This is a genomic window from Desulfobaculum senezii (assembly GCF_054657395.1).
Genome location: NZ_BAAHYU010000003.1, coordinates 63,145 through 86,570, shown reverse-complemented (window position 1 = coordinate 86,570; position 23,426 = coordinate 63,145). Strand labels below are relative to the sequence as shown.

Below are 23,426 nucleotides of genomic sequence, written 5' to 3'. Positions count from 1 at the left end.
CGGGTGGGCGGCTCCCCGGATTAATCCCCGCCCGGAGCATGGCTCCGGCAAGCTTGCGAGGGAGAAGCGTGGAAAACCCGACAATCAGTATTGAACAGGAAATACAGCGATCATACCTTGAGTATTCGCTGTCGGTCATTATCGGCCGAGCCATCCCGGACGTGCGCGACGGCCTGAAGCCCGTGCACAGGCGCATCATGTATGCCCAGCATGAGCTCGGCAACACCTACAACAGGGCGTACAAGAAATCCGCCCGTGTTGTTGGTGACGTCATCGGTAAATACCACCCCCATGGCGACTCCGCTGTGTACGACGCCTTGGTGCGTATGGCGCAGGACTTTTCCATGCGCGATCCGCTGGTGGATGGACAGGGTAACTTCGGCTCCATCGACGGCGACTCCGCCGCCGCCATGCGTTACACCGAAGCCCGTATGTCCCGCCTTGCCGGTGAGTTCCTCTCGGATATCGAGAAGAACACCGTCGACTTCCGCCCCAACTACGATAACTCCCTGCAGGAACCCGAGGTTCTGCCCACCAAGGTGCCGAATCTGCTCCTCAATGGTTCCGCGGGTATCGCCGTTGGTATGGCGACCAATATTCCGCCCCACAACCTTGGCGAGCTCATCGACGCGCTGCTGTACCTGCTGGACCACTCGTCCTGCTCGTCCCGCGACCTGATGCAGTTCATCAAGGGCCCGGACTTCCCCACCGGCGGCGTGGCCTACGTTGGCGAAGGCCTGACCGAGGCCTACACCACGGGCCGTGGCTCGGTGAAGATGCGCGGCACCCTCGCCGTTGAGGACCGTGGCAAGGGCCTTGAGTCCATCGTCATTACCGAGATTCCCTACGCAGTGAACAAGTCCACCCTCGTGGAAAAGATTGCCCTGCTGGTGCATGAGCGCCGCATTGAGGGCATCAGCGACCTGCGTGACGAATCCGACCGCCGCGGCATCCGCATTGTTATTGACCTCAAGCGCGGCACCATCCCGGACATCGTCATCAACGCCCTGTACAAGTACACGGCGCTGGAATCCTCCTTTGGCTTCAATATGATGGCCGTTGTGGATAACCGCCCGCAGCTGCTCACCCTTAAGGACATTCTGGCCCACTTCCTTGAGCACCGCCGCGAGGTCATCATCCGCCGCACCCGCTTTGACCTCAAAAAGGCCGAAGCCCGCGCCCATATTCTGGAAGGCCTGCGCATTGCGCTCGATAATATCGACGCCGTGGTCAAGACCATCCGCAGTTCCAAAACCGCTCAGGACGCCAAGCAGGCGCTCATGGAGCAGTTCGAATTGTCCGACGTGCAGAGCCAGGCCATCTTGGACATGCGCCTGCAGCGTCTGACCAATATGGAGCACGAAAAGCTGCTGGAGGAATACGGGGAGCTGCTCAAGAAGATCGAATTCTTCAAGAGCATTCTGGAGAATGAAGACGTTCTTCTTGGCGTTATCCGCGACGAGCTGGACGCCCTCAAGAAGACCTACTCCACCCCGCGCCGCACCGTCATCGACGACCACGACCTGTCCGGCATCGACATCGAGGACCTCATCCCCGACGCCGACGTGGTCATCACGCTGTCCGAGCGCGGCTATATCAAGCGTACCGCCATGGAAAACTATTCCGCCCAGAAGCGCGGCGGCAAGGGCATCTTTGGCGTGCACACTTCGGACGGGGACTTCATCCTGAACTTCCTCGTCACCACGAACCACCAGTACATCCTGCTGTTCACCAACCGGGGCAAGATGCACCGCCTCAAGGTGCACCAGATTCCCGAAGGCAGCCGTACGGCCAAGGGCATGCACATTGCCAACCTGCTGCCGCTGGATAAGGACGAGTACGTGGTGGCATCGCTGACCGTGCGCGACTTTGCCGCAGACAGGAGCTTCCTGTTTGTGACCCGCAAGGGCATGGTGAAGCGCACGCATCAGGAGATGTACACCAACTGCCGCTCCACCGGCATTATTGCCGTCAACGTCCGCGAAAGCGACGACCTGTTGCAGGTTGTGGACGTGGGCCGCGAGGACGAGATTGTGCTGGTGACGCAGCATGGCTACGCCATCCGCTTTAGCGTTGCCGACGCCCGCGCCATGGGCCGTGGCACCGCTGGTGTGAAGGGCATCGCCCTGCGCAGCGGCGACCGCGTTGTGGCCGGTGTTGTGGTGACGCCCGATGAACACAAGGACATCCTGACCGTGTCCGAAAAGGGCTACGGCAAGCGCTCCAGCCTTGACCTCTACCGCCTGCAGACGCGTGGCGGTAAGGGCATCATCACCATGCGCACCACGCCCAAGACCGGTTCCCTCATCGGGGCCATCATGGTCGAAAAGGACGACGACATCATTATGCTGACGTCCGAAAACAAGGTTATCCGCATCGGCGCCGGTGAAATCCGCAAGGTTGGCCGCGCCACGCAGGGTGTGCGCCTTGTCAGCATGGCCGATGACGGCCACGTGGTGGGCTTCGACATCGTCCGCGATAAGCAGATTGATGAAGCACGGAAGAATGAAGACTAAAACCGCCATTGCCTTGGTGCTGGCGTGTCTGCTCTGGGCGTGTTCTCCACAGGCGGAGGACACCACCCTGTCCCGCGCCGACCGGGAATACGCTCAGGGCAACTATGTTCAGGCCGAGAACCTGTACCAGAACTACCTGCAATCCTCGCCGCAGGGCGATGCGCGGTGGAAGGTCTGGAACCGGCTGCTGGACATCTGTCTCGATATAAATGACTCGCCGCGCAAGGCCGCCACACTGCTGGAGGCTATGCTGCTGGAGTTCTCGGATGCCCCCGAGCGCTCCGCGCAGCTGACGCGGCAGCTTGCGGATGTGTATATGCGCATGCGCCAGTGGGATAAGGCGGCGGAAACGTGGCAGCACGCCCTTGCCGCCAATGCGGGCAACCCGGACAGGCTGTGGGAAATCTCCTTCAACCTTGGCAAGGTGTACCAGTATCAGGGGCGGTATGACCTCTCGCGCGACGCCATGCTGCAATGCGTGCAGGATGCCCCTGCTGACGCGCCCCGCGCCACCTGCATGTATGAACTGGCGCAGGCCTATTCCCTGCTCCAGAACAACGAGCAGGCCCGGGAGTGGCTGCACAAGGTCCGTGCGCAGCAGGCTGCGCCAGAGGAACTGCGCGCCCGCGCCACGTTCCTGCTGGCGGAGATTGCCGTTTCGCAGGGCGAGCGGGAGAAGGCGCTGGAGCTGTTCTCCTCCATCCGCACCACGTACCCCAACCCCAAAGTCATTGAGACGCGCATCGGGTTGTTGGAGTCAAAATAGCTTCATCCCCGTGGGACTTCAGAGAAGACCATTCAAAGCCGCTCAGGTTCGCCTGAGCGGCTTTTTGTGTGGGCTGTTGCCGGGCGCTGGGCGGCGGCGTTTGGCGGGAAGTGACGCGCTTTGTTGGGGACTGCGCCGTTGCGGTGAAACCGGAAGCCTGCGGCGCGGCAAAGGTCCATCCCTCCCTTGAGGGACTGCAGTGGAATATCGGGTGGAATGTGGAAAATGTTTCTTATTTTACAATATATTTTAGGATGTTAGTGTAATTAGGAACACTTTGCACATTCGCCGTCCTTGGCACCTCTGGAGTAGATGAAGAGGCGGGAACGCGGCCGGGGAACAATGGGGGCAAGGCCGCACTGGGGCTGTTTGGGATAAGGTGCTCGTATGCATGGACGTGAGGCGACGCGGCCCTGCCCTCCAAGAAATGATGTTACTAATTTCCCCAAGAAAAAGAGCATGTTGTTGTGTTTATGAACAAAGCGCACATCCGGTCCGGGCGTGGGTGAGAATGTGCTGATGGGGGGGGCAGCGCGCCGCGAAGGGCCGGGGGCTGGCCTTGTGGTGAAAAGGATGTGTGATGTGAGGTGGTTGTGCAGTCAGTCTGTGCACGGTGTTGCACATGTTTGCACATTATATGTGCAGTCTTGTGCACCCAAATACTTGAGAAAATTTCACGCAAATTGCTAACACACTGATTTTGCACGTAAATCGTGTTTGGCACGAAGGTTGATACAGAGAAGACAGAAGGCGACGGGAAAAGCCTTCCCATAGCCACCTCCCAAGCTCTCTTTGTTCTCTACCGTGCTAGCGGTGCGGCGGCGGAAAATGCATACGACCCTCTCGGCCGCCGCACCGACGAGATATCAAACCTTCCTTGGTTTATTGGATAGAAGCCTCCTTCTTGCGATTGTGACGGCCGGGGCCGGCGACACCCCGGCCGTCACCTGTTTTTTGTCCCTGCGAAACGGGACCCTTTTCATGCCTCATCCCTCTGAAATTCTTTGTACCGCCAAAACTCCCTGAAATAGCACAAGGAATGCTGCTCCCTCGCGGATATCCGCCCCCGGCAAGGGGTGACAGAATCCGTGAAGACGAGTACAGGCACCTGTCCTGCGCCGTACTGGCGCGCCACCCCCTTCCAAGTAGCAGAGAGGATGATGCACCAAAGCCCCCAAGCTGAGTTAGGATTTCTCCGGTACGTCGTTGCGGCGTGTGTACTGTGCGGCCTGTTGCTGGCTGGTATGCCGCTTTCCGTTCACGCCGGCGAGGCGCAGCGCCCCGCCGCCACCGGTGATGCTGTGACGGTGCGCGATGGCACAGTGCGCAGCGGCGACAGTGTATCCTCCTTGCTTGGCGACGTGCTCACCCCGCCTGAAATTTACGACCTGTCCAAACAGTGCCGGGGCGTCTTTCCGCTGACCAAACTCCGGGCCGGCCAGACCTACCGCGTGCAGTCCGGTCCTGAGGGATTCCACTCCTTCCGCTACGATATTGACGAATGGGAATACCTGCTGGTGACCCGCGAAGATGCGGGCTTTTCCGCCAGTGTGCAGAAGACGCCCATTGATGTGGTGGAGGAAACCATGCACGGCGAGGTGCGCCAGCGCCGCGCCTTCACCGCCGCCATGCGCGATGCGGGCGGAGACCGTGGGCTGGCCCTGCGTCTGGCTGATATTTTTGCCTTCCGCTTCAATGCGTGGCGCGAGGTCCGAAAAGGCGACACCTTCACCCTGCTGGTGGAGAAGAAGTACCGCCGCGGCGAGTGTATTGGGTATGGTCGCATCCTTGCGGCGGCCTTCTTCCGCGGGGACACCGCCTATGAGGCGTTTTGGTTCAAGAATGAACCCGATGGCCGCGCGTCCTACTTCGACGCCGCCGGCAAGAATTTACAGCCCTACCTGCGTGCGCCTCTGGAAACCTATGAACTGGCGTCGGGCTTTGCTTCGCGCCGTTTGCATCCCGTGACAAAGCGCTGGCAGCCCCATTACGCCATTGATTACTCCGCCCCGCGCGGAACGCCGGTCTATGCCACCAGCGATGGCCGCATCGACCGCATGCGGCGCGACCGCAAGTCCGGGCGCTATCTTGCTATCGAGCATGAGGACGGCTACGAGTCGCTGTATTTGCACCTGACTGCCTATGCCAAGGATATCGCCGTTGGCGACCGCGTGGTGCAGGGGCAGGTGATTGGCTATGTGGGCAGCACGGGCTACGCCACAGGACCACATCTTGATTTCCGTCTGAAAAAGAACGGCAGGCTGGTGAACCCGAGGGGCAACCGCTCCCTGGCCTCACGCGACCTCACCCGGCGCGAGATGCGCTATTTGCGCCGCCGCGTCATTGCCTCCCGTGTGCGGATGGGGACCACCCGTCTTGCGCACAATGATTCCCGCTTTTCCGCACATATGTAGATGAATTGACCCTTGCCCGTGCATTTTCCGGGGCGCATGGTGCCTCCCTGTGGTATTCTGAACGGAAACGTCCGGATCACGAGGAGGTGGCCATGAATCGCTTTCGTTGTGGTGGTGTTTTGGGGCTGGTCTTACTCTGTCTTGTGTACGCCTCTCCCGCTCTGGCGCAGGAGGAGTCCTCCGACCCGGCGCTGCACCCTGCCCTGCGCAATACCGTGGAGCTTGGCTATGTGTACGCCAATGTGCGTTACCGAGAGCCGGGGGTCATGAAGGAGACGGGCAGTTTGCACGGCATCCGCCTGCGCGGCACCTACCATTGCTCGGCAGGATGGATGGGGCGCGGCGAAATGGAGTACGTCGGCGGCGGGCTGGACTATGATGGCCAGTATCAGGATGGCACGCCCATCACCCGCGACACCGAAGACTCCATGTTCCACCTGCGCGCTCTTGTCGGGTACGACATTCCCCTCAGTGACTGGGCACTGACGCCCTTTGTCGGCCTTGGCTACCGCTATTGGTTCGATGAAATCGAAGGCGACGGCGGCTACGAGCGCGAAATCCGCTACTTGTATACGCCTGTCGGCGCGGAGCTTGCCACCCGGCGCGGCGAGTGGCGCTTTGGTTTGCGCGGGGAATACGACCTCTTTTGGGGCGGACGCGTGAAGAGCCACCTCAGTCAGGCCGACGCGCGCTACAATGACCCCACCAACGAGCAGGACGCTTTTGACGCGTGGGGCGTGCGTGCCGCGTGTTTTGCCGAATACCTCGGCGAGGGATGGAGCGTCTCCGTGGAGCCGTATTATCGCTATTGGGATGTGGAAGAATCCGACACCGCCACGCTGGAGATTACGGGCAGTGCCGACGGGACTGTGGTGGAGCCGCAGAACACCATGCGGGTGTTTGGGGTGGCTGTGATGGTGGGCTTCTAGGTCCTTTCGGGGAATATCCCCGCGTTACCGCGCCCCTGGGGCCATGAATTCCAAATTTTTTTCAAAAAGTGCTTGCCAACCAAATCGAGTTTGGCTAGGTATTCATCTCCGACGGGGGCCACGGTAGCTCAGTTGGTAGAGCAGGGGACTGAAAATCCCCGTGTCCGCAGTTCAATTCTGTGCCGTGGCACCACTTAGAGAATATGCCTCCGCGTGAAAGCGCGGAGGCTTTTTCTTTGCCCTGTGCCCGCCTTGCCGTCCCGTGTGATGTCGGCGCTTTGCGCCGGGGAGTTCTCTCGTTCTGCTGCGTTCTGGCGGTATGGAGCGCTGTGACGCTCCCCTGCCTCTGGGCGTGTTCCGCCCCGCCCTTTCCTGCCGCTTTGTCTCGATGTTCCTTTTCTGGTCCCGTATGGTGCGCCTGATGTTCTCAGTCGCGTGATGTGCGACGCTGTCCCCTCCCCTGTTTGCCGATTCTGTCCGCCCTGACCGCGCTCCGCGGTGTGCGTACCTTCCACTCTTCCCTCTTCTTTGTGCTTTGGCTGTTGTCTGTGCGGGCCGCTGGAGGCGGTGCTGCGCCAGTCTTGTGTCCTCCTTCCCTCCCCCCTCGCGTCGTTATGACGCCGGGCAGTGGACAGAGGCTCCCGGCGCGGGACTCGGTGCTCCCCCGCCATGCGCTGTTTCCTCTGGTCCCGGACAGTGGTGTCCCCTTGCTCAGGGGGGGGCAGTGCTTCTGTTCAGGGCGTCTGTTTCCCGGCTTCCTTCCCCCTCTTTGCGACATTTTGGACGCCGTGCCGTGTGGCTGTGTTGGTGCGCTGCGCCCTTCCGTCACTGCATTTCTTGGCATGGTTCTGTGGTGTAAAATATACATCTCTGCGCAATGTCTGTTGTGTGGTGTTGCCTGCGATGCTTTGCCGCTGCGTCTCACTGTATTTGCGTGAGCAGTTATACTTATCCGTAAGGGTTCTGGCGCCGTATTTTGCGTCTGATGACGGGAATTTTAAAAAAAAAGGCCCTGCACGCAGAAATCCCCGTTCTGTTTCCGATGACGTTACTCTGAATGCACTGTGCTCGTAAAAAGCGTTGCCCTTTCCGTATCGACGGAGATTGTGAACGCCGTCACAATGCGAAAAGAGTTCTTGCATCCCTTTATCTCTGTATATCGGCCACAACAAACCCAGCACGCTTTTTCAAAAATAAAGTGTCAGCTGGATGACACTGCTGGCGCCGCATCTCGGAAAATTGGCGTTTGCGGCTGGTGTTGGTTGAATATTCAGTCAACTGCTTGGAATGCGGTGTTTCGCCTTGTGTGTCCGATATTTTCTCATGTTTGGCTGGTTGCGCGACCAAGAGAAAGGTGCGCCGATTTCCTGTTGCCGCTGCGGCGTTCTTTTCGCGTGGAAAACTGTGCATGAAATTGAGCAAGATTCCTCCTCTTGACAATTGCAACATCTTGAATGCGTGTAAAAGCATACAAACAACGTTGACGCACCGCTGTATTTCTAATCTTTTGTTGACCTGTAACTGTTCATGTCATAAACAAGGGAGCCAGAAATCTTTAAAAGTTGAGATTTCAAGGACTTGTCCCGGTCAGTGGGAGGCCGGGTTGGCTGTGGGATACGATTGGCGGAACATTTTAAAAGAGGTCGTCATGTCCAATCTGTTAGTGCTTCTTGTTCTTCTTCCATTCGTGGCGGGCATTGCGTGCATGTTCCTGCGTGCAAGTTTTGTCCGGTCACTGGTCGTTACGGGTATGGGCGGCATTCTGGCCGTCGCCTCCATCGCCCTGCTTACGGCGGGGACGTTCACCTATAGCCCGCCAGCGGGCTGGGGAACGCTGGTCGCGGTGGCGGATTTCGCCCTGTTGTTCCTTATTTTGTACTACGCATTCAAACACAACAGCCTGCTCATCAAGGTGTTTACCGTCACGCAGATCGTGCTGCTGGCCATCTTTGAGCTGTTTGTGGTGGACCATGCGCAGGTTCCGGCGTTTTATGCCGACCAGCTTTCGCTGGTGATGGTGCTGGTTATCTCCATCATCGGCTCGCTCATCTGCATCTACGCCATCCCCTACATGAACAAGCACGAGGAGCATCTGCATCTGGAGACGTCCAGACAGCCCCGCTTCTTCATGTTCATGATTCTTTTCCTTGGCGCCATGAACGGCTTGGTCCTCGCCAACAACATCATGTGGCTGTACTTCTTCTTCGAGGTCACCACCTTCTGTTCCTTCATGCTCATCGGGCATGACGGCAGCGAGATTGCCATCCGCAACAGCGTGCGCGCCCTGTGGATGAACAGCCTTGGCGGCGTCGCCTTCGTCATCGGTATGATCTGGGCCTACAACGTCACCGGAACGCTGGACCTGCAGCAGATTATCGCTGCCGGACCTGCCGTGAGCGCGCTGATGATTCCGCTGGCCTTTATCTGTCTGGCCGGGTTCACCAAGGCCGCGCAGGTGCCCTTCCAAAGCTGGCTGCTTGGCGCCATGGTCGCCCCCACTCCGGTTTCCGCCCTGTTGCACTCCAGCACCATGGTCAAGGCCGGTGTGTACGTGGTTCTGCGCATCGCTCCGGCGTTTGCGGGTAGCTTCGTCTCCGACGGCGTAGCCCTGTGTGGCGCCTTCACCTTTGTGGCCTGCGCCGCGCTGGCCATCAGCCAGTCCAACGGCAAGAAGATTCTCGCCTACTCCACGGTGTCCAACCTTGGCCTCATCATCGCCTGTGCGGGCATCAACACCCCCGCGGCGCTGACGGCGGCCATCTTGCTCATCATCTTCCATGCGGTGTCCAAGTCGCTGATGTTCCTGTGCGTTGGCACCATCGAGCAGGAAATCGGCTCCCGCGATATCGAAGACATGCGCGGCCTGTACAACCGCATGCCCCGCACCACCATCCTTGCCGTCATCGGCATCCTGACCATGATTCTGCCGCCCTTTGGCGTGCTGCTGGCGAAGTGGCTGGCCATTGAGTCTGCGGCGGGCAACCTGTTCGTGGTGGTGATGATGGCCCTTGGCTCTGCCCTCACCGTTATCTACTGGGCGCGCTGGGCCGGCATGATGCTGTCCACCGCTGGCGCCGACAAGCCCGCGACGGAGCGTCAGGAAACCTTCATCCGCATGCCGCTGACCCTGCTGGCGGGCGCAGCCGTGGTGCTGTCCCTCGCTGCTCCGGTTATCTACTCCAGCCTTGTGCAGCCGCTGTTCTCCGCGCCGCCCCTTGAGAGCGCCGGAGGCATCCTCACCGGGCCTATGGGCGCGTTTGCGGTATACCCCCTGTTCTTCATCCTTGGCGCGGGCTTCCTGTACGCCCTGCGCGCGGCCAAGAAGGCCCGCACCATCGAGCCGACGGCGGCCTACATGGGCGGCCTGCAGATTGGCGACATCAAGGACGCCACCTTCAACGGCCCCATGAACGCGCCGGTGAAGCTTGAGGCTGGGAACTATTACATGAATGCGGTCTTCGGCGAGAATGTGCTGACCACGCCGGTCAACATTGCCGCCATCGCCCTGATCGTGCTGATGATGGGAGGGGCGCTGTAATGATCACGAAAATCATACTCGCACTGATTGGTCTTGTTGTTGCGCCGCTTATCGGCGGCCTCATCGCCGGTCTGGACCGCAAGGTCACGGCATGGTTTCAGTCCCGGCAGGGACCGCCCATCATGCAGGCCTTCTACGATGTGGCCAAACTGTTTGGAAAGGAGAAGATGGTTGCCAACGTGTGGCAGGTGTTCTGCGCGTGGGTGTACCTTGTGGCCGCTGCCCTGTCCGTGGTGCTCTTCTTCGTCCAGTCCGACCTGCTGCTGATTTTCTTCGTGCAGGCCATTGGCGCGGTGTTCCTTGTCATGGGCGCCATGAGTGTGCCCTCGCCCTACTCGCAGATTGGCGCCCAGCGCGAGCTGATTCAGGTGCTCACCTACGAGCCGCTGCTCATCCTCGTGTTCGTCAGCATCTTTATGGTGACGGGCAGCTTTAACATCAGCGACATCATGGCGACGCAGCAGCCTCTGCTGCTCAAGCTGCCGCTCATGTTCATCGTGCTGGGCTACGCGCTGACCATTAAGCTGAGAAAGTCGCCCTTTGACTTCTCCACCTCGCACCACGGCCATCAGGAACTGGTGAAGGGCGTGCTCACTGAGTACTCCGGCCCGTTCCTTGGCCTGATCGAGCTGGCCCACTGGTACGAAACCATCTTTGTCCTTGGCATCTGCGCCCTGTTCTGGACCACCAGCTGGTACGGCATGGGTCTGCTTTTGGTGGCGGTGTACTTTGCGGAAATCGTCATCGACAACACTATGGCCCGCATGACCTGGCGCTGGATGCTCAAGTACGTCTGGAGCGTTGGCCTGGCCATGTCCTTCGTGAACCTCATCTGGCTGCACGCCGCGAGTTAAGTCATGATCAAGTCATTCATCGAGAAGTCGCGCATCAAGTCCCCGTGGATCATGCACTTCGACTGCGGGAGTTGTAACGGTTGTGATATTGAAACGCTGGCCTGCCTGACCCCCTTGTACGACGTGGAACGCTTTGGCGTCGTCAACGTGGGCAACCCCAAGCATGCTGACATCTTGCTTGTGACGGGCACGGTCAACCACCGCAACAAGAAGGTTCTCAAGAACATCTATGACCAGATGCCCGACCCCAAGGCGGTTATCGCCATTGGCGCATGTGGCACCACAGGCGGCGTGTTCCGCGAGTGCTACAACGTGCTGGGGGGCATTGATAAGGTCATCCCCGTTGATGTCTACGTACCCGGCTGTCCGGCCAAACCGGAAGCCATCATTGATGGCGTTGTGCTGGGGTTGCAGAAGTTCGCCGAAAAGGTCGAAGCCCAGAAGGCATAGTCTCAGGAGAAAGCTGTGATTGAGAATCTGAAAGAGGTCACGAAAGAGACCGTCGCCAATGAGATACTGATGCTCAAGAACGACGGCTACCGGCTGGTCGCCATGTCCTGCACCGAGGTGGACGACGACACTGTGGACATCCTCTACCACATGGACAAGGACCTGGAGCTCGTCAACCTGCGCATGATGGCCGAAAAGGCCAAACCCGTGCCCAGCATCAGCGGCATCTACTTCTGCGCCATGCTTTCCGAAAACGAGATGCGCGACCAGTTCGCCCTCGACTTCGACGGGCTGGTGCTGGACTTCAACCGCTCGCTGCTGCTGGATGAAGAAATATCCACCACGCAGGTTCCCCTGACCAATAACGTCAAGATCACCAAACAGTAAGGATTCGACATGGCCAAGACGGTAATCCCCTTCGGTCCCCAGCACCCGGTCCTGCCGGAGCCGATCCACCTGAAGCTGGTGGTCGAAGACGAAATTGTGACGGAAGCTGTACCCGCACTGGGTTTTGTGCATAGAGGTCTGGAGAAGCTGACCGAGATCCGCGACTACCACCAGATGATTCAGGTGGTGGAACGTGTGTGCGGCATCTGCTCCTGCATCCATGCCATGACCTACTGCGAATGCCTCGAAAAGCTCCTTGGGCTGCAAGTGCCGGACCGCGCACAGCATCTGCGCGTTATTTGGTCCGAGCTGCACCGCATGCACAGCCACCTGCTGTGGCTGGGCCTGTTTGCGGATGCCTTCGGCTTTGAGGCGCTGTTCCAGCAGTTCTGGAAAATCCGTGAAAAGATCATGGATATCAACGAAGCCACCGCGGGCAACCGCGTTATCGTGTCCGTGAACGTGGTTGGCGGCGTGCGTCAGGACCTGTCTCCCGAGCAGTGCCGCTGGATTCTCAGCGAGCTGGACGAGGCCGAAAAGGCCATCCGCGAGCTGACCAACACCATTTTGAACGACTACACCGTGAAGTCCCGCACCGTTGGCAAGGGCGTCCTGACGCCGGAAATGGCCATCGAAACCGGCGCATGCGGCCCGACTCTGCGCGGCTCCGGCATTGCGCAGGACTGCCGCCAGCTCAAGTACGAGTGCTTTGACCGCATCGACTTTGAGCCAGTGGTCTACACGGAGTGTGACTCTTGGGCGCGCAGCGCGGTTCGCTTTGATGAAACGCTGCAGTCCATCGACCTTGTGCGTCAGGCCATCTCGCGCCTGCCTGAGGGCGATCTGGCTACGAAATTCAAGGGCCACCCCGAGGGCGAAATCGTGCACCGCACGGAACAGCCCCGCGGCGAACTGCTCTATTACATTAAGGCCAGCGGCAAGAAGTACCTTGACCGCGTGCGCATCCGCACCCCCACATTCGCGAACATTCCGCCCCTGCTCGCCATGGTGGGCGGCATTGAACTGGCGGATGTACCCGTCGTGGTTCTGTCCATCGACCCGTGCATCTCGTGTACGGAACGATAACGGAGGACACCGCTATGATGAATATGACGCCGACAGTGCTGAGGAACCTCTTCACCAAAAAGGCCACGCGCCTGTATCCCTTTGAGGTTCGCGAGCCGTTTAAGAAATACCGCGGCGAACTGGTGAACAATATGGAGACGTGTACCTTCTGCACCCTGTGCTCCAAGAAGTGCCCGTCCCAGTGCATCACCGTGGACCGCAAGGCCGGAACGTGGGACCTGGACCCGTATGCCTGCATAGGCTGCGGCATCTGCGTGCAGAGCTGTCCCGTGTCTAGCCTGTCCATGACCAACGACCATAAAAAGCCCGCCGCCCAAAAGGCGATGGTGAATATGCAGGGAACGCCGCCCAAGCCCAAGAAAAAGGCGGCGCCCAAGGCTGACCCCAAGGTCTCGTAACGGCCTCCCTGTGGTCGTCTTGTCGACACGACATGGCCCCTCCCGCGTACGCGCAGGAGGGGCCGCGTTGTTTGCATGGGCAAGCTTTTTGTCCGGGGCGTTTCGCTCCTGCACCGGAGTGTGGTAGGCTCCTCGTGTCTGGACCGCCGTGGCCGCGGCGGGCGCGTGTGGCGGGGTGCTGTGGGGCGCGCAAAGCGCTTTATCCCGCCCTCTCCCACGCCGCGCCGTGATTGGCGGCCAAGGCCCCGCATGCCCTGTAGTGTGGCGGCATGTGCCATGGTCCAGACGGCTCCGCTGCCCTGCATCCACCGGAGGTTCCCCGCTATGCTTGAACACTGTGTTGCCGTGCTCACCGGCCATTCCCTGTGCGTCCTCGCCACAGCTGGGCCTGATGGCCCGCACACCTCGCTGATGACCTATGTTGTGCCCATTCCGCCCCGCGCCATGTACCTTGTTACGTCCAAGGACAGCGCCAAGTGGCGGAATATCCAGCAGAGCCCTGCCGTGAGCCTGCTTGTGGATACCCGCCTCAAGTCCCCTGACGACCGCTCGCGCATTCAGGCGCTCACGGTCCGCGGGACGGCCAGCGCCGTGGACCACCCGCAGGAACGCGCCAAGGCCGCCGCGGAATTGGAACGCGTCAATCCGGGGCTGGAGCACTTTCTCAGCCAGCCGGACTGCGTTGTCTTCCGCGTGGATATTGCGTCCTTCCAGCTGTTGTCCGGCGTTGCCGAGCAGTTTCATTACGCTCTTGAACCGCCGCGTGAGGCCGCGTCTAGCACGTAGCCTACGCGATAGCCCCAGTACACAGAACGCCCCGTTTCGCCCTGCATGCAGTGGCGGGACGGGGCGGTGTTTTGTCTGGACGATGCGCGGGTGAAAAGGATGCGCCATAGCGGCCGGGAAACCAGGCGTGGCATGGGCTGATAGCCTGTTTGCTGTGGGGCGTCCCTGGGCTTTGCCGGGAGGATGGCGTGTGACTGTTTAGGAGAAGAGGCTTGGGCGACCCGTGTTCCCGCTTCAAGAGAAGAGCGGCGAAGAAACGGTTGGGGGCGAGGCGTAGGAGCGGACCGCGCCTGCGCGCGGCGGAGAAATGGGGCTGTGCCTGCCCTCTGTCATCCCTTTTAGAGAAAAGGGGCGGGAAACGGCGGAAGCCCGGGACGGTGGGACCGTGTGGTGCGGCAAGCGGTGGCGCCATATGCGGCGGCATGGGCTGGGTGAGGATGGAGGCGTGCCGCTCAGAGGAATCCGCTGGCGCTGTGACAAGGGCCTACGGTCTGCCGCAACAGCCGCCTTCATGCCATTCATGGAGGCGGCTTTCTTTTTTCTCCGCCTCTGGCTCAGGGGGGCAATATACAAGGGCTCCCGCCGCGACATGGCGGACCTCCTGTGGCCCAGCAGCCGAGGGTGTAGATGCGCCTAGTCGCCCTGCTCCGGGGTTTTCTCCTCGTCGCCGGGTTCGTGTTCGCCGTCATCGTCTTCCGGCCGCACAAGGGGCATATTGAAGGAAAAAACGTCGTCCTGATAGTTCTTGGTCACCTCAAAGCCGAGGGCGGCGGCAAGGCCTGCCATGCCTTTGTTCTCCAGCAGGGCTTCGCCGATGATGGCCTTGGTCCCGCGCGAGGTGGCGTAGCGCACCAGCTTGTCCAGCAGAATGCGCCCCAGCCCCTGCCGCTTGATGTCCGAGCGGATGATAATGGCAAACTCCATGGCGGAGTTGTCCGGTTTGGTCATGCCACGCACCACGCCAAGGGTCTCCGGCGCGTCGCCGTCGGACTCGCGCGAGGCAATGAAGGCCATTTCGCGGTCGTAGTCGATTTGCGTCAGGCGGATCATTTCGGAGCGCGGCAGTTCGCGGATATGGCCGAAGAAGCGGTAGCGGATGTCCTCGATGGAGAGCTTGGACAGGAAGTCCCAGTGCGCTGGCTCATCCTCCGGGCGGATGGGGCGCAGGGTGATGCGCATGCCGTTTTTGAGGGTGATGCATTCCTCCAGCTCGCGCGGGTAGGGGCGGATGGCAAGGCGCGCGGTGCCGGTTTCCTCTTCGTCCTCGTGCACCACCACGTCGGCATCAAGGGCCAGCACGCCCTGCTCGTCGGCAAACAGGGGATTGATTTCCATGGAGGTGATTTCCGGCAGGTCGATGAGCAGCTGCGAGACCTTGTTCAGCGTCAGGCACAGGGCGTCGATGTCCGCCGCTGGCCGATCCGCGTGCCCCTGCAGGAGCTTCCAGATAAAGGTGCGCGAGATGAGTTCCTTGGCGAGGGTCATGTTCAGCGGCGGCAGCGCCACGGCGGAGTCCGCAAGGATTTCCGATTCCGCCCCACCCTGCCCGAAGCTGATATACGGGCCAAAGACCGGGTCCGTGCCCACATGGATATACAGCTCGTGCGCGCGGGGTCTGCGGCCCATGCGCTGGACAATAAAGCCCGAGATGCAGCACTCCGGCTGCGCCGAGCACACGCGGTAGGCCACGGCGCGCGCGGCGTCCATCACGGCCTGCGGGGTGTCGAGGTCGAGGGCCACGCCGCCCGCCTTGGACTTGCACACAAGGTCCGGGGAGAGAATCTTCAGCGCAACGGGGAAGCCAATGGCCTCCGCCGCTTCTGCGGCCTCCTCCGCCGTGGAGGCAAGGCGTGTTTCCGGGACGGGAATTTGGTACGCGGCAAGGATGTCCATGGCCTCGGGCACGGTGAGCCTGTCGCGCCCGGAGTCCAGCGCGGCCTGCATAACGCGGCGGGCGGTGCTCGTCTCCGGCTGGTAGGACGTCGGCAGTGAGGCAGGGGTTTCCACCAGCATGTCTTGGTTGCGGCGGTAGTGCACAAGGTTCAAGTACGCGCGGACGGCCTTGTCCGGCGTGGAGTAGACGGGGATGCCCGCTTCGTTGAAGACTTCGCGTGCGTCCTCGGTGTTTGCGCCGCCCACCCAGCTGGTCAGTACAAGGCGTTTGGCGCGTTTGGCGGCCTTGGCCACGGCCTGCGCCGCTTCCTTGCCGTCCACAAGGGCCGAAGGGAAATGCAGCAGCAGCACGGCGTCAACGCCGGGCGCCTTGAGGAGGATGCGCAGCGCATCGGCGTAGCGCTCTGGCGGTGCGTTGGCGGCAATGTTGACGGGATTGCCCACGCACCCTTCTGCGCGGCATCCGGGCATGGGTTCATCAACGAGCAATTCGGCCAGCTTGTTCCGCGTTTCAGGCGCGATTTCCGCCAGCTCTCCCCCGCCCTCCACAAAGCGGTCCAGCGTGATGAGGCCCGGGCTTAGGCCGTTGACCACAATGGCCAGCCGTTCGCCCTTGAAGGGCTTGGAGCGGGCAATGGTTTCCACGCTGTCGAACAGCGCTTCGGTGTCCGAGACGCGCAGCATGCCCGCGCGGCGGAAGGCGGCGTCGTACACCGCGTCCGCGCCAAGGGCGCGGGTGGTAAAGCGCGCCATTTCGCGCGCGGCCTGCGGCGTGCGCCCTGCCTTAATGACCACCACGGGCTTGTTGCGCGATGTGGCCCGCGCGGCGGACATAAAGTGCCGCGCGTTTTCAATGTCCTCCACGTACAGGAGCACCGCGCGGGTGTGCGGGTCCGCGTTGAGGAAGTCCAGCACCGTGCCGAAGCCGAAGTCCAGCCGTGTGCCAAGGGAAATGCATTGTGAAAAGCCAATATTGCGCACGTGCGCCCAGTCCAGAACCGTGGTGAACAGCGAGTCGGACTGGGTGACAAAGGCAATGCGCCCGGGCTGGGCGTCGCAGTGGGCAAGGCTGGCGTTGATGCCGATGATGGGGTTCAGAAACCCCATGCTCCCCACGCCCAAGAGGCGCAGGTCCGTGCGCCGGGCGGCGCTGAGAATGGCGCCTTCCAGCATTTGGTGGGCGTCCGGCGGCAGGTCCGCAAAGCCGGTGCCGAGGATGATGGCCCCGGCCACACCGCGGTGTCCCAGCTGGAGCACATAGTCCGGCACCGTTTCGGGCGCGGAGCAGATGATGGCCACGTCTGGCGTCAGGGGGAGCGTGTCGATGGAGCGGAAAGCAGGCAGTCCGGCTATTTCCGAGAGGGATTCGTGCACCGGCATAATGGGACCGATGAACTTGCCGTCCTTGAGGTTGCGCAGGATGACCGCGCCGGGCGTACCGGGCGTATCCGTTGCGCCAATAACGGCGACGGAGTTGGGCCGGAACATGGTGTGCAGATTGGTCAGGTTCATCGTGGCTACGCTCTTTTCCGTTCACCTGTCGTGTTTGACCGCCGACCGCCGGGCGGTGGCCGATAGAAGCCTCTAAGTTCCGCTCATACCATTCTTTTCTGCCGTTTACCAAAAAAACATGTCCACTGAAATTCTCAAGGCCTATAAAAGCGTGTATTCAATAAACGATGGAGTCCGAACTGCTGCAACGGTCTCCACACATGCCGCGGACTGTCTTTTTTCAAGGCCAGAGCAAGGGAGTGCATATGACTGATCAGGAAAAGATTGAAAGCATGATGCAGGAAAACAGGCTCTTTGAACCCTTCCAGCGCGGGGACGGCACGCCGTGGGTCGCGTCCATGAAGGAATATGAAGAGCTGTACGCCGCATCCATGGATGACCCCGAGGGCTTTTGGATGAAGCGGACGCAGGAACTCATTTCGTGGTTCACGCCGCCGCAGAAGGGGTTGGAGTATGACTTCCACACCCCGGACATCAAGTGGTTCCAAGGCGGCACCCTGAATGTCGCCTACAACTGCCTGGACAGGCACATCAAGAATGGCCGCCGCAACAAGGCCGCCATCATTTGGCAGGGTGAGCCGGACGAGGACGTGCGCGTGTTCACCTACCAGATGCTGCACACCGAGGTGAACAAGTTCGCCAACGTGCTGCGTAAGATGGGCGTTGGCAAGGGCGACCGCGTGGCGCTGTATCTGCCCATGGTGCCGGAGCTGGCTATTGCCATGCTGGCCTGCGCGCGCATCGGGGCTATGCACTCCATTGTTTTTGCCGGCTTCTCCGCCATCAGCCTGCAAAACCGCGTCAACGACTGCGAGGCCAAAGTGCTCGTCACTGCCGACGCTGTGCTGCGCGCAGGGCGCACTATTCCCCTCAAGCCCAACGCCGACGAAGCCCTTGCCGGATGTCCCACCGTCAAGAAGTGCGTTGTGGTGCAGCGCGCGGGCAACGACATTTCCATGACCGACGGCCGCGACTCGTGGTGGCACGAGGAAGTGGCCGCCGAGGACGTGCAGGGCTTTTGCGAGCCGGAGCACATGGAGGCCGAGGATACCCTGTTCATCCTCTACACCTCCGGGTCCACCGGCAAGCCCAAGGGCGTTGTGCACACTACGGGCGGCTACCTGACCTACACCGCCAGCACCATGCAGCACGTCTTCGACCTGACCGACGATGATGTCTACTGGTGCACCGCCGACATCGGGTGGATTACCGGGCACAGCTACATCGTGTATGGCCCGCTGTGCCTTGGCGGCACGTCGCTGATGTTTGAGGGCGTGCCCAGCTACCCCGCGCCGGACCGCTTCTGGCAGATTGTGGAGAAGTTCAAGGTCAACATTTTCTACACCGCGCCCACCGTCATCCGCGCCCTCATGCGCGAGGGCACGGAGTGGACGGACAAGCGCGACATGTCCTCCCTGCGCATCCTCGGGTCCGTTGGCGAGCCCATCAACCCCGAGGCATGGATGTGGTACTACGAGAACGTCGGCAAAAAGAATCTGCCCATCGTGGACACATGGTGGCAGACCGAAACCGGCGGCATTCTCATCTCCGCCATGCCCTACGCGACTCCCCTCAAGCCCGGCTCCGCCACCCGGCCCCTGCCCGGTGTGGACGCCGCCATCGTTGACGCCGAGGGCACGCCCGTCGGCCCCGGCGAAGGCGGGCACCTTGTGGTGCGCAAGCCGTGGCCCGGTATGCTCCGCGGCGTCTTCGGCGATCCGGAGCGCTTTAAGAGCACCTACTTCGAGCGCTTCCCCGGCATGTACGAGTCCGGCGACGGCGCGCGGACGGACGATGACGGCTACTTTTGGGTCATGGGGCGTTTGGACGACGTGATCAACGTCTCCGGCCACCGCATGGGCACCGCCGAAATCGAGTCCGCCATCGTTGCGCACTCCGCCGTGGCCGAAGCCGCCGTGGTCGGCATGCCGCATGAAATCAAGGGCGAGTCCATCTACGCCTACGTCACCCTCACCGCGGATTCGGAACCCACCGATGAGCTTATGGCCGAACTGCGCGGGTGGGTGCGCAAGGAGATCGGCCCCATCGCTTCACCAGAGGTCATCCAGTTCGCCGACGAACTGCCAAAGACCCGAAGCGGCAAGATCATGCGCCGGGTTTTGCGCAAGATTGCGGCAGGCATCACCGACGAGTTCGGCGATACCTCCACCCTTGCCGACCCCGGTGTCATCACGGACCTGCTGGAAGGTCGCGACGAATTGCTCGCCTAGCGCGAGGCAGCAGCACTCCCGCATTGAGGGCCGGATGCATAGGGCATCCGGCCCTCGCATGTTGTGGGGGCCGGCGCCGCTCGCCTCGTGTGCCGCCCTACCGCTACCCGGTCGCCACCCTACGCCGTTCGGCCTCGCCTTGGTCTGTCAGGCCACTATCACCTTGTGATTCCGTCCCAATTTGCCCCTACTATTCGGGCTTGCCCGACCTGCACTGGTTTGGTATTCGCAAGAGTTCCGGTTTCTACGCAGAACCGGGATTGAGGGAGTGGATAACTGTTCAGTTGCCCGGGGGGTATGCGGGCACAAAAGGAGTGGAAACCATGGGTAAGAAGCTTATTGCTGGTATTTTTGGCCTGATGTTGACCCTGATGCTTGCAAGCGGCGCCATCGCTGCCGACAAAGTTTACGTCAATGGAATCGATTTTGGCTTTCCGCCTTTCGGTTACGTTGACAAGCACGGCGATCCCGCAGGGTTCGATGTGGACGCCGTGAACTGGATTGCCGACAAGATGGGCTTTGAAGTGCGCCATCAGCCCATGGACTGGGACGGAATCATCCCCGCGCTTAACGCCGGAAAGCTCGACTTTATCGCGTGTGGCATGTCCGCCACCAAGGAGCGCGCCAAGGTCGTTGACTTCACCATCCCCTACTACGAAGTCACGCAGGTGCTCGTGGTGCGCGACAACATCAAGGGCGATCTGGAAAACTTCCTGACCTCCGGCAAGACCGTTGGCGTGCAGCGTGGCACCAACACCGCCGCCTATCTTGATGCCCTGTCCAAGAAGGACGGCATGGACTTTACGGTGAAAAAGTACGACTCCACCGACCTCTCCATGCAGGACCTGCCCATCGGCCGCATTGACGGTTCCGCCATGGACAGCACCATCGCCTACGAGATGATGAAGGATCAGCCCTACCACATCTGCGGCACCTTTGACCTTGAAAGCGAAGTGTACAGCTACGCCGTCCGCAAGACCGACGGCGACCTGCGCGAAAAGCTCAACGAAGGTCTGAAGCTGCTCATGGCCGATCCCTACTGGAAAGAGCTGAAGGCCAAGTGGAACATCCACTAGCCTGAAAACGTTCTCACTTTTGAGCCGCCCGGATGGTATCGGTCCCGTTGACCGTTCCGGGCGGTTTTTTCCTTTTTAACAAAGCGATACGACTATGGATTTTACCAAGGCATTCGCTGCGATATTGGATGCGCTTCCGTACCTGTTGTCCGGCATTTGGTGGACGGCAGGTCTTGTTATTGGTGCGCTGGCCCTTGGGCTGTGCCTCGGCATCCCCATGGCTGTGGGGCACGTGTACGGCTCGCGCCCGGTGCGGCGCCTTGTTGGGCTGTATGTCTGGCTGTTTCGCGGCGTGCCCATTCTGGTGATGCTCTACCTCTTTTATTTCGGCATTCTCGCCACGTTGACGGAAGTGTTCCCCGCCCTGCGAGCCATCGGCCTCGACAGCGCGTTTGCGGCAGCCGTCATTGTGCTGGGCCTCACCAGCGGCGCATACCAGTCCCAGATTTTCCGCGGAGCCATTCAGTCGCTGCCGTCCGGCCAGCTCAAGGCCGCCCGCGCCCTCGGCATGTCCGACCGCGACGCCATCGTGTCCATCATTTTGCCGCAGGCGCTCCGGCTGGCCATTCCCGGCTGGTCCAATGAATTTTCCATCATTCTCAAGGACTCGGCCCTGGCGTTCGTCATCGGCGTCATGGAACTGATGTCCAGAACGCGCTCCGTGGCGTCCACAACGCATCAGCCGTTGCCGCTCGCCGTGTTTGCGGGGCTGTTGTTCTTTGTTCTGACGTGGTTCGGCCTCAAGGCCCTGCGTCGGCTTGAAGTGAAAGTACGGATTCCGGGCTACTCCCGGGAGGGATCCTTCTAATGTCTGATTCTGTCATATTAAAGGTGCAAGGACTCAATAAGTCCTTCGGCGAAAACCACGTTCTGCGCGACGCCTGCCTTGAGCTGGGGCGCGGCTCCCTCAAGGTGCTTATCGGCCCCTCCGGCGGCGGCAAGAGTACCCTGCTCCAGTGTATGAACTTTCTCATCACGCCCGATACCGGCCGCTTTTGGCTAAGTGGTGAGGAAGTGGACTACACCAACCGCAAGGTGCTTAACGACTACCGGCAAAAAGTGGGCATGATCTTTCAGGACTTCAACCTGTTTGATCATCTTACCGCCATGGAGAACGTGCGCATCGCCCTGACCAAAGTGCGCCGCATGAACAAGCGCGAAGCCACCGACCGCGCCATGGCCGAGCTGGAACGCGTGGGCCTTGCCGGGCGTGCAGGCCTGTATCCCGCCCAGCTTTCCGGCGGCCAGAAGCAGCGCGTGTCCATCGCCCGCGCCCTTGCCATGGACCCGGAAGTGCTCCTCCTCGACGAGCCGACCTCCGCCCTTGACCCCGAGCTTATCGGTGAGGTGCTCGCCGTTATTCGCGACCTTGCGCAGAACGGCATGACCATGGTCATGGCCACCCACCAGATCACGTTCTCCTCCCAGCTTGCGGATGAGTTCATATTCATGCAGCAGGGTGAAATCATTGAGCACGGCTCCCCCGCAGAGCTACTCGGCGCAGGCTCCGCCTCCCGCACGCAGGAGTTCTGCTCCAAGATCAACGAACTGACCGGGGAGACCCTGTAACATGGACGCTTTCCTGCAATTCGTTATGGAACGCGTCGTTCCGGGCCTGAACGTTGGGCTTTTGGTCAGCCTCAAGCTGATCATCCCCGCGTCGGCCCTTGGCGTCGTGTTCGGCGTACTCACGGGAACCATACGCGTCTACGGTCCGCGTCCCCTGCGCTGGCTGGCCGACGTTTACGTCGCCATCTTCCGCGGGACGCCCCTCGTCGTGCAGCTCTACTTCTGGTACTTCGCCCTGCCCTACATCTCCGTAGGGGGCTTCCGCCTCGTGCTGGACCCCATGGAGGCCGCCGTTATCGGCTTCTTCATGTGCAGCGCCGCCTATCAGTCCGAGTATGTACGCATGGGCCTCATGTCCATTAAGTCCGGCCAGCTTAAAGCCGCCGAAGCCCTCGGCATGACGCCCTTTCAGACCGTCGTCCACATCGTGCTCCCGCAGGCCGTGCGCCGCGCTCTGCCCGGCTGTGGCAACGAAATTATCTACCTCATCAAATACTCCTCGCTGGCGTCCATTATCACCGTCAACGACCTTACTGGCATGGGCCGTGAGATCGCCAAGGCCACATGGCGCAATATCGAGGTGTTCTCCGTGGTCGGGCTCTACTATCTGCTGCTCGTCACCCTCGCTACATGGGGGCTGCGTGAATTCGAAAAACGCACCTCCATCCCCGGCTTCAACGCCATATCCACCGGCGACTAGCCGGGGCACTGCCCTTTTCTCAGGGAGCCCGCAACGTCTTGGCGTTGCGGGCTTTTTTATTGGTGGAGAGATGCGGTCCGCTAACGGTGGCTGGACGGGGTGAGGTGAGGGGTGGTCGTGGTCGAATGTGGGGCGTACGGGGCCGGGCTTGTGGGGCCTCCGGCGGCTTAAGGGCGACCGCCCTTAAGAATCCCATCTGCGCACAGGCCGGGAGCGTGTGGATGAGGCGGTCGTCACCCCTGTGTAGCTCTCGTCCGTGTGGATGGAGAATTTTTTTGGGGGGGCTTTGGCGTTGTGTGATGGGCGGTGAGAATCCCTGTT

18 protein-coding genes and 1 tRNA gene are annotated in these 23,426 nt (G+C 60.8%); 17 read left to right on the top strand and 2 right to left on the bottom strand.

Annotated features, from left to right (window positions below; all coding sequences use genetic code 11):
* The first annotated feature begins 38 nt into the window (after positions 1 to 38).
* The 5 genes from gyrA (at position 39) to ACYQ2T_RS09510 (ending at position 6,818) form a co-directional block, all read left to right on the top strand.
* Positions 39 to 2,516, top strand: coding sequence for a DNA gyrase subunit A (gene gyrA, locus ACYQ2T_RS09530; protein ID WP_459900183.1), 2,478 nt, complete (start codon positions 39 to 41; stop codon positions 2,514 to 2,516).
* On the top strand, positions 2,506 to 3,282 hold the full coding sequence (locus ACYQ2T_RS09525) for a tetratricopeptide repeat protein (protein WP_459900181.1): 777 nt from the start codon (positions 2,506 to 2,508) through the stop codon (positions 3,280 to 3,282). The genes gyrA and ACYQ2T_RS09525 overlap by 11 nt, the downstream gene beginning before the upstream one ends.
* Before the next feature lie 1,244 nt (positions 3,283 to 4,526).
* Positions 4,527 to 5,696, top strand: a complete 1,170-nt coding sequence (locus ACYQ2T_RS09520) for a M23 family metallopeptidase (RefSeq protein WP_459900179.1) — start codon at positions 4,527 to 4,529, stop codon at positions 5,694 to 5,696.
* Between the two features lie 92 nt (positions 5,697 to 5,788).
* Positions 5,789 to 6,625 (top strand): outer membrane beta-barrel protein, encoded by an 837-nt coding sequence (locus ACYQ2T_RS09515; RefSeq protein WP_459900178.1) that lies wholly within the window; start codon positions 5,789 to 5,791, stop codon positions 6,623 to 6,625.
* 117 nt (positions 6,626 to 6,742) lie between these two features.
* Positions 6,743 to 6,818, top strand: a tRNA-Phe gene (locus ACYQ2T_RS09510).
* A gap of 953 nt (positions 6,819 to 7,771) precedes the next feature.
* Here the strand turns inward: ACYQ2T_RS09510 and ACYQ2T_RS09505 are convergent.
* A complete protein-coding gene (locus ACYQ2T_RS09505) occupies positions 7,772 to 8,047 on the bottom strand; it encodes a hypothetical protein (RefSeq protein WP_459900176.1) in 276 nt (91 codons plus the stop codon).
* Positions 8,048 to 8,273: 226 nt separating this feature from the next.
* On the opposite strand from ACYQ2T_RS09505, the gene ACYQ2T_RS09500 reads away from it, so the two are divergent.
* The 7 genes from ACYQ2T_RS09500 to ACYQ2T_RS09470 all read left to right on the top strand — a co-directional run bounded on the left by ACYQ2T_RS09500 (position 8,274) and on the right by ACYQ2T_RS09470 (position 14,124).
* Complete coding sequence (locus tag ACYQ2T_RS09500) at positions 8,274 to 10,163, top strand: NADH-quinone oxidoreductase subunit 5 family protein (RefSeq protein ID WP_459900174.1); 1,890 nt, start codon at positions 8,274 to 8,276, stop codon at positions 10,161 to 10,163.
* Positions 10,163 to 11,017: a respiratory chain complex I subunit 1 family protein gene (locus ACYQ2T_RS09495; protein ID WP_404844040.1), complete on the top strand. Its 855-nt coding sequence runs from the start codon at positions 10,163 to 10,165 to the stop codon at positions 11,015 to 11,017. The genes ACYQ2T_RS09500 and ACYQ2T_RS09495 overlap by 1 nt, the downstream gene beginning before the upstream one ends.
* 3 nt (positions 11,018 to 11,020) lie before the next feature.
* On the top strand, positions 11,021 to 11,467 hold the full coding sequence (locus ACYQ2T_RS09490) for an NADH-quinone oxidoreductase subunit B family protein (RefSeq protein ID WP_404844041.1): 447 nt from the start codon (positions 11,021 to 11,023) through the stop codon (positions 11,465 to 11,467).
* A gap of 15 nt (positions 11,468 to 11,482) precedes the next feature.
* Positions 11,483 to 11,854 carry an NADH-quinone oxidoreductase subunit C gene (locus tag ACYQ2T_RS09485; RefSeq protein ID WP_404844042.1) on the top strand — a complete coding sequence of 124 codons (372 nt, stop codon included), beginning with the start codon at positions 11,483 to 11,485 and terminating at the stop codon, positions 11,852 to 11,854.
* Between the two features lie 9 nt (positions 11,855 to 11,863).
* Positions 11,864 to 12,940: a hydrogenase large subunit gene (locus ACYQ2T_RS09480; RefSeq protein ID WP_459900172.1), complete on the top strand. Its 1,077-nt coding sequence runs from the start codon at positions 11,864 to 11,866 to the stop codon at positions 12,938 to 12,940.
* 14 nt (positions 12,941 to 12,954) lie between these two features.
* Entirely contained in the window at positions 12,955 to 13,338 is a 384-nt protein-coding gene (locus ACYQ2T_RS09475) for a 4Fe-4S dicluster domain-containing protein (RefSeq protein WP_404844044.1), read from the top strand.
* Between the two features lie 324 nt (positions 13,339 to 13,662).
* Positions 13,663 to 14,124 (top strand): pyridoxamine 5'-phosphate oxidase family protein, encoded by a 462-nt coding sequence (locus ACYQ2T_RS09470; RefSeq protein WP_459900171.1) that lies wholly within the window; start codon positions 13,663 to 13,665, stop codon positions 14,122 to 14,124.
* Positions 14,125 to 14,757: 633 nt separating this feature from the next.
* On the opposite strand, the gene ACYQ2T_RS09465 is transcribed toward ACYQ2T_RS09470, so the two are convergent.
* Positions 14,758 to 17,529 (bottom strand): bifunctional acetate--CoA ligase family protein/GNAT family N-acetyltransferase, encoded by a 2,772-nt coding sequence (locus ACYQ2T_RS09465; RefSeq protein ID WP_459900169.1) that lies wholly within the window; start codon positions 17,527 to 17,529, stop codon positions 14,758 to 14,760.
* Between the two features lie 245 nt (positions 17,530 to 17,774).
* Between ACYQ2T_RS09465 and acs the strand changes: the two genes are divergently transcribed.
* From acs to ACYQ2T_RS09440, 5 genes are all read left to right on the top strand, one after another.
* Positions 17,775 to 19,760 (top strand): acetate--CoA ligase, encoded by a 1,986-nt coding sequence (gene acs / locus ACYQ2T_RS09460; protein ID WP_459900167.1) that lies wholly within the window; start codon positions 17,775 to 17,777, stop codon positions 19,758 to 19,760.
* A 323-nt stretch (positions 19,761 to 20,083) separates the two neighbouring features.
* On the top strand, positions 20,084 to 20,836 hold the full coding sequence (locus ACYQ2T_RS09455; protein WP_459900165.1) for an ABC transporter substrate-binding protein: 753 nt from the start codon (positions 20,084 to 20,086) through the stop codon (positions 20,834 to 20,836).
* 94 nt (positions 20,837 to 20,930) lie between these two features.
* Complete coding sequence (locus ACYQ2T_RS09450; protein ID WP_404844049.1) at positions 20,931 to 21,644, top strand: amino acid ABC transporter permease; 714 nt, start codon at positions 20,931 to 20,933, stop codon at positions 21,642 to 21,644.
* Positions 21,644 to 22,405, top strand: coding sequence for an amino acid ABC transporter ATP-binding protein (locus tag ACYQ2T_RS09445; protein WP_459900164.1), 762 nt, complete (start codon positions 21,644 to 21,646; stop codon positions 22,403 to 22,405). The genes ACYQ2T_RS09450 and ACYQ2T_RS09445 overlap by 1 nt, the downstream gene beginning before the upstream one ends.
* Before the next feature lies 1 nt (position 22,406).
* Entirely contained in the window at positions 22,407 to 23,105 is a 699-nt protein-coding gene (locus tag ACYQ2T_RS09440) for an amino acid ABC transporter permease (RefSeq protein ID WP_459900163.1), read from the top strand.
* Positions 23,106 to 23,426 lie beyond the last annotated feature (321 nt).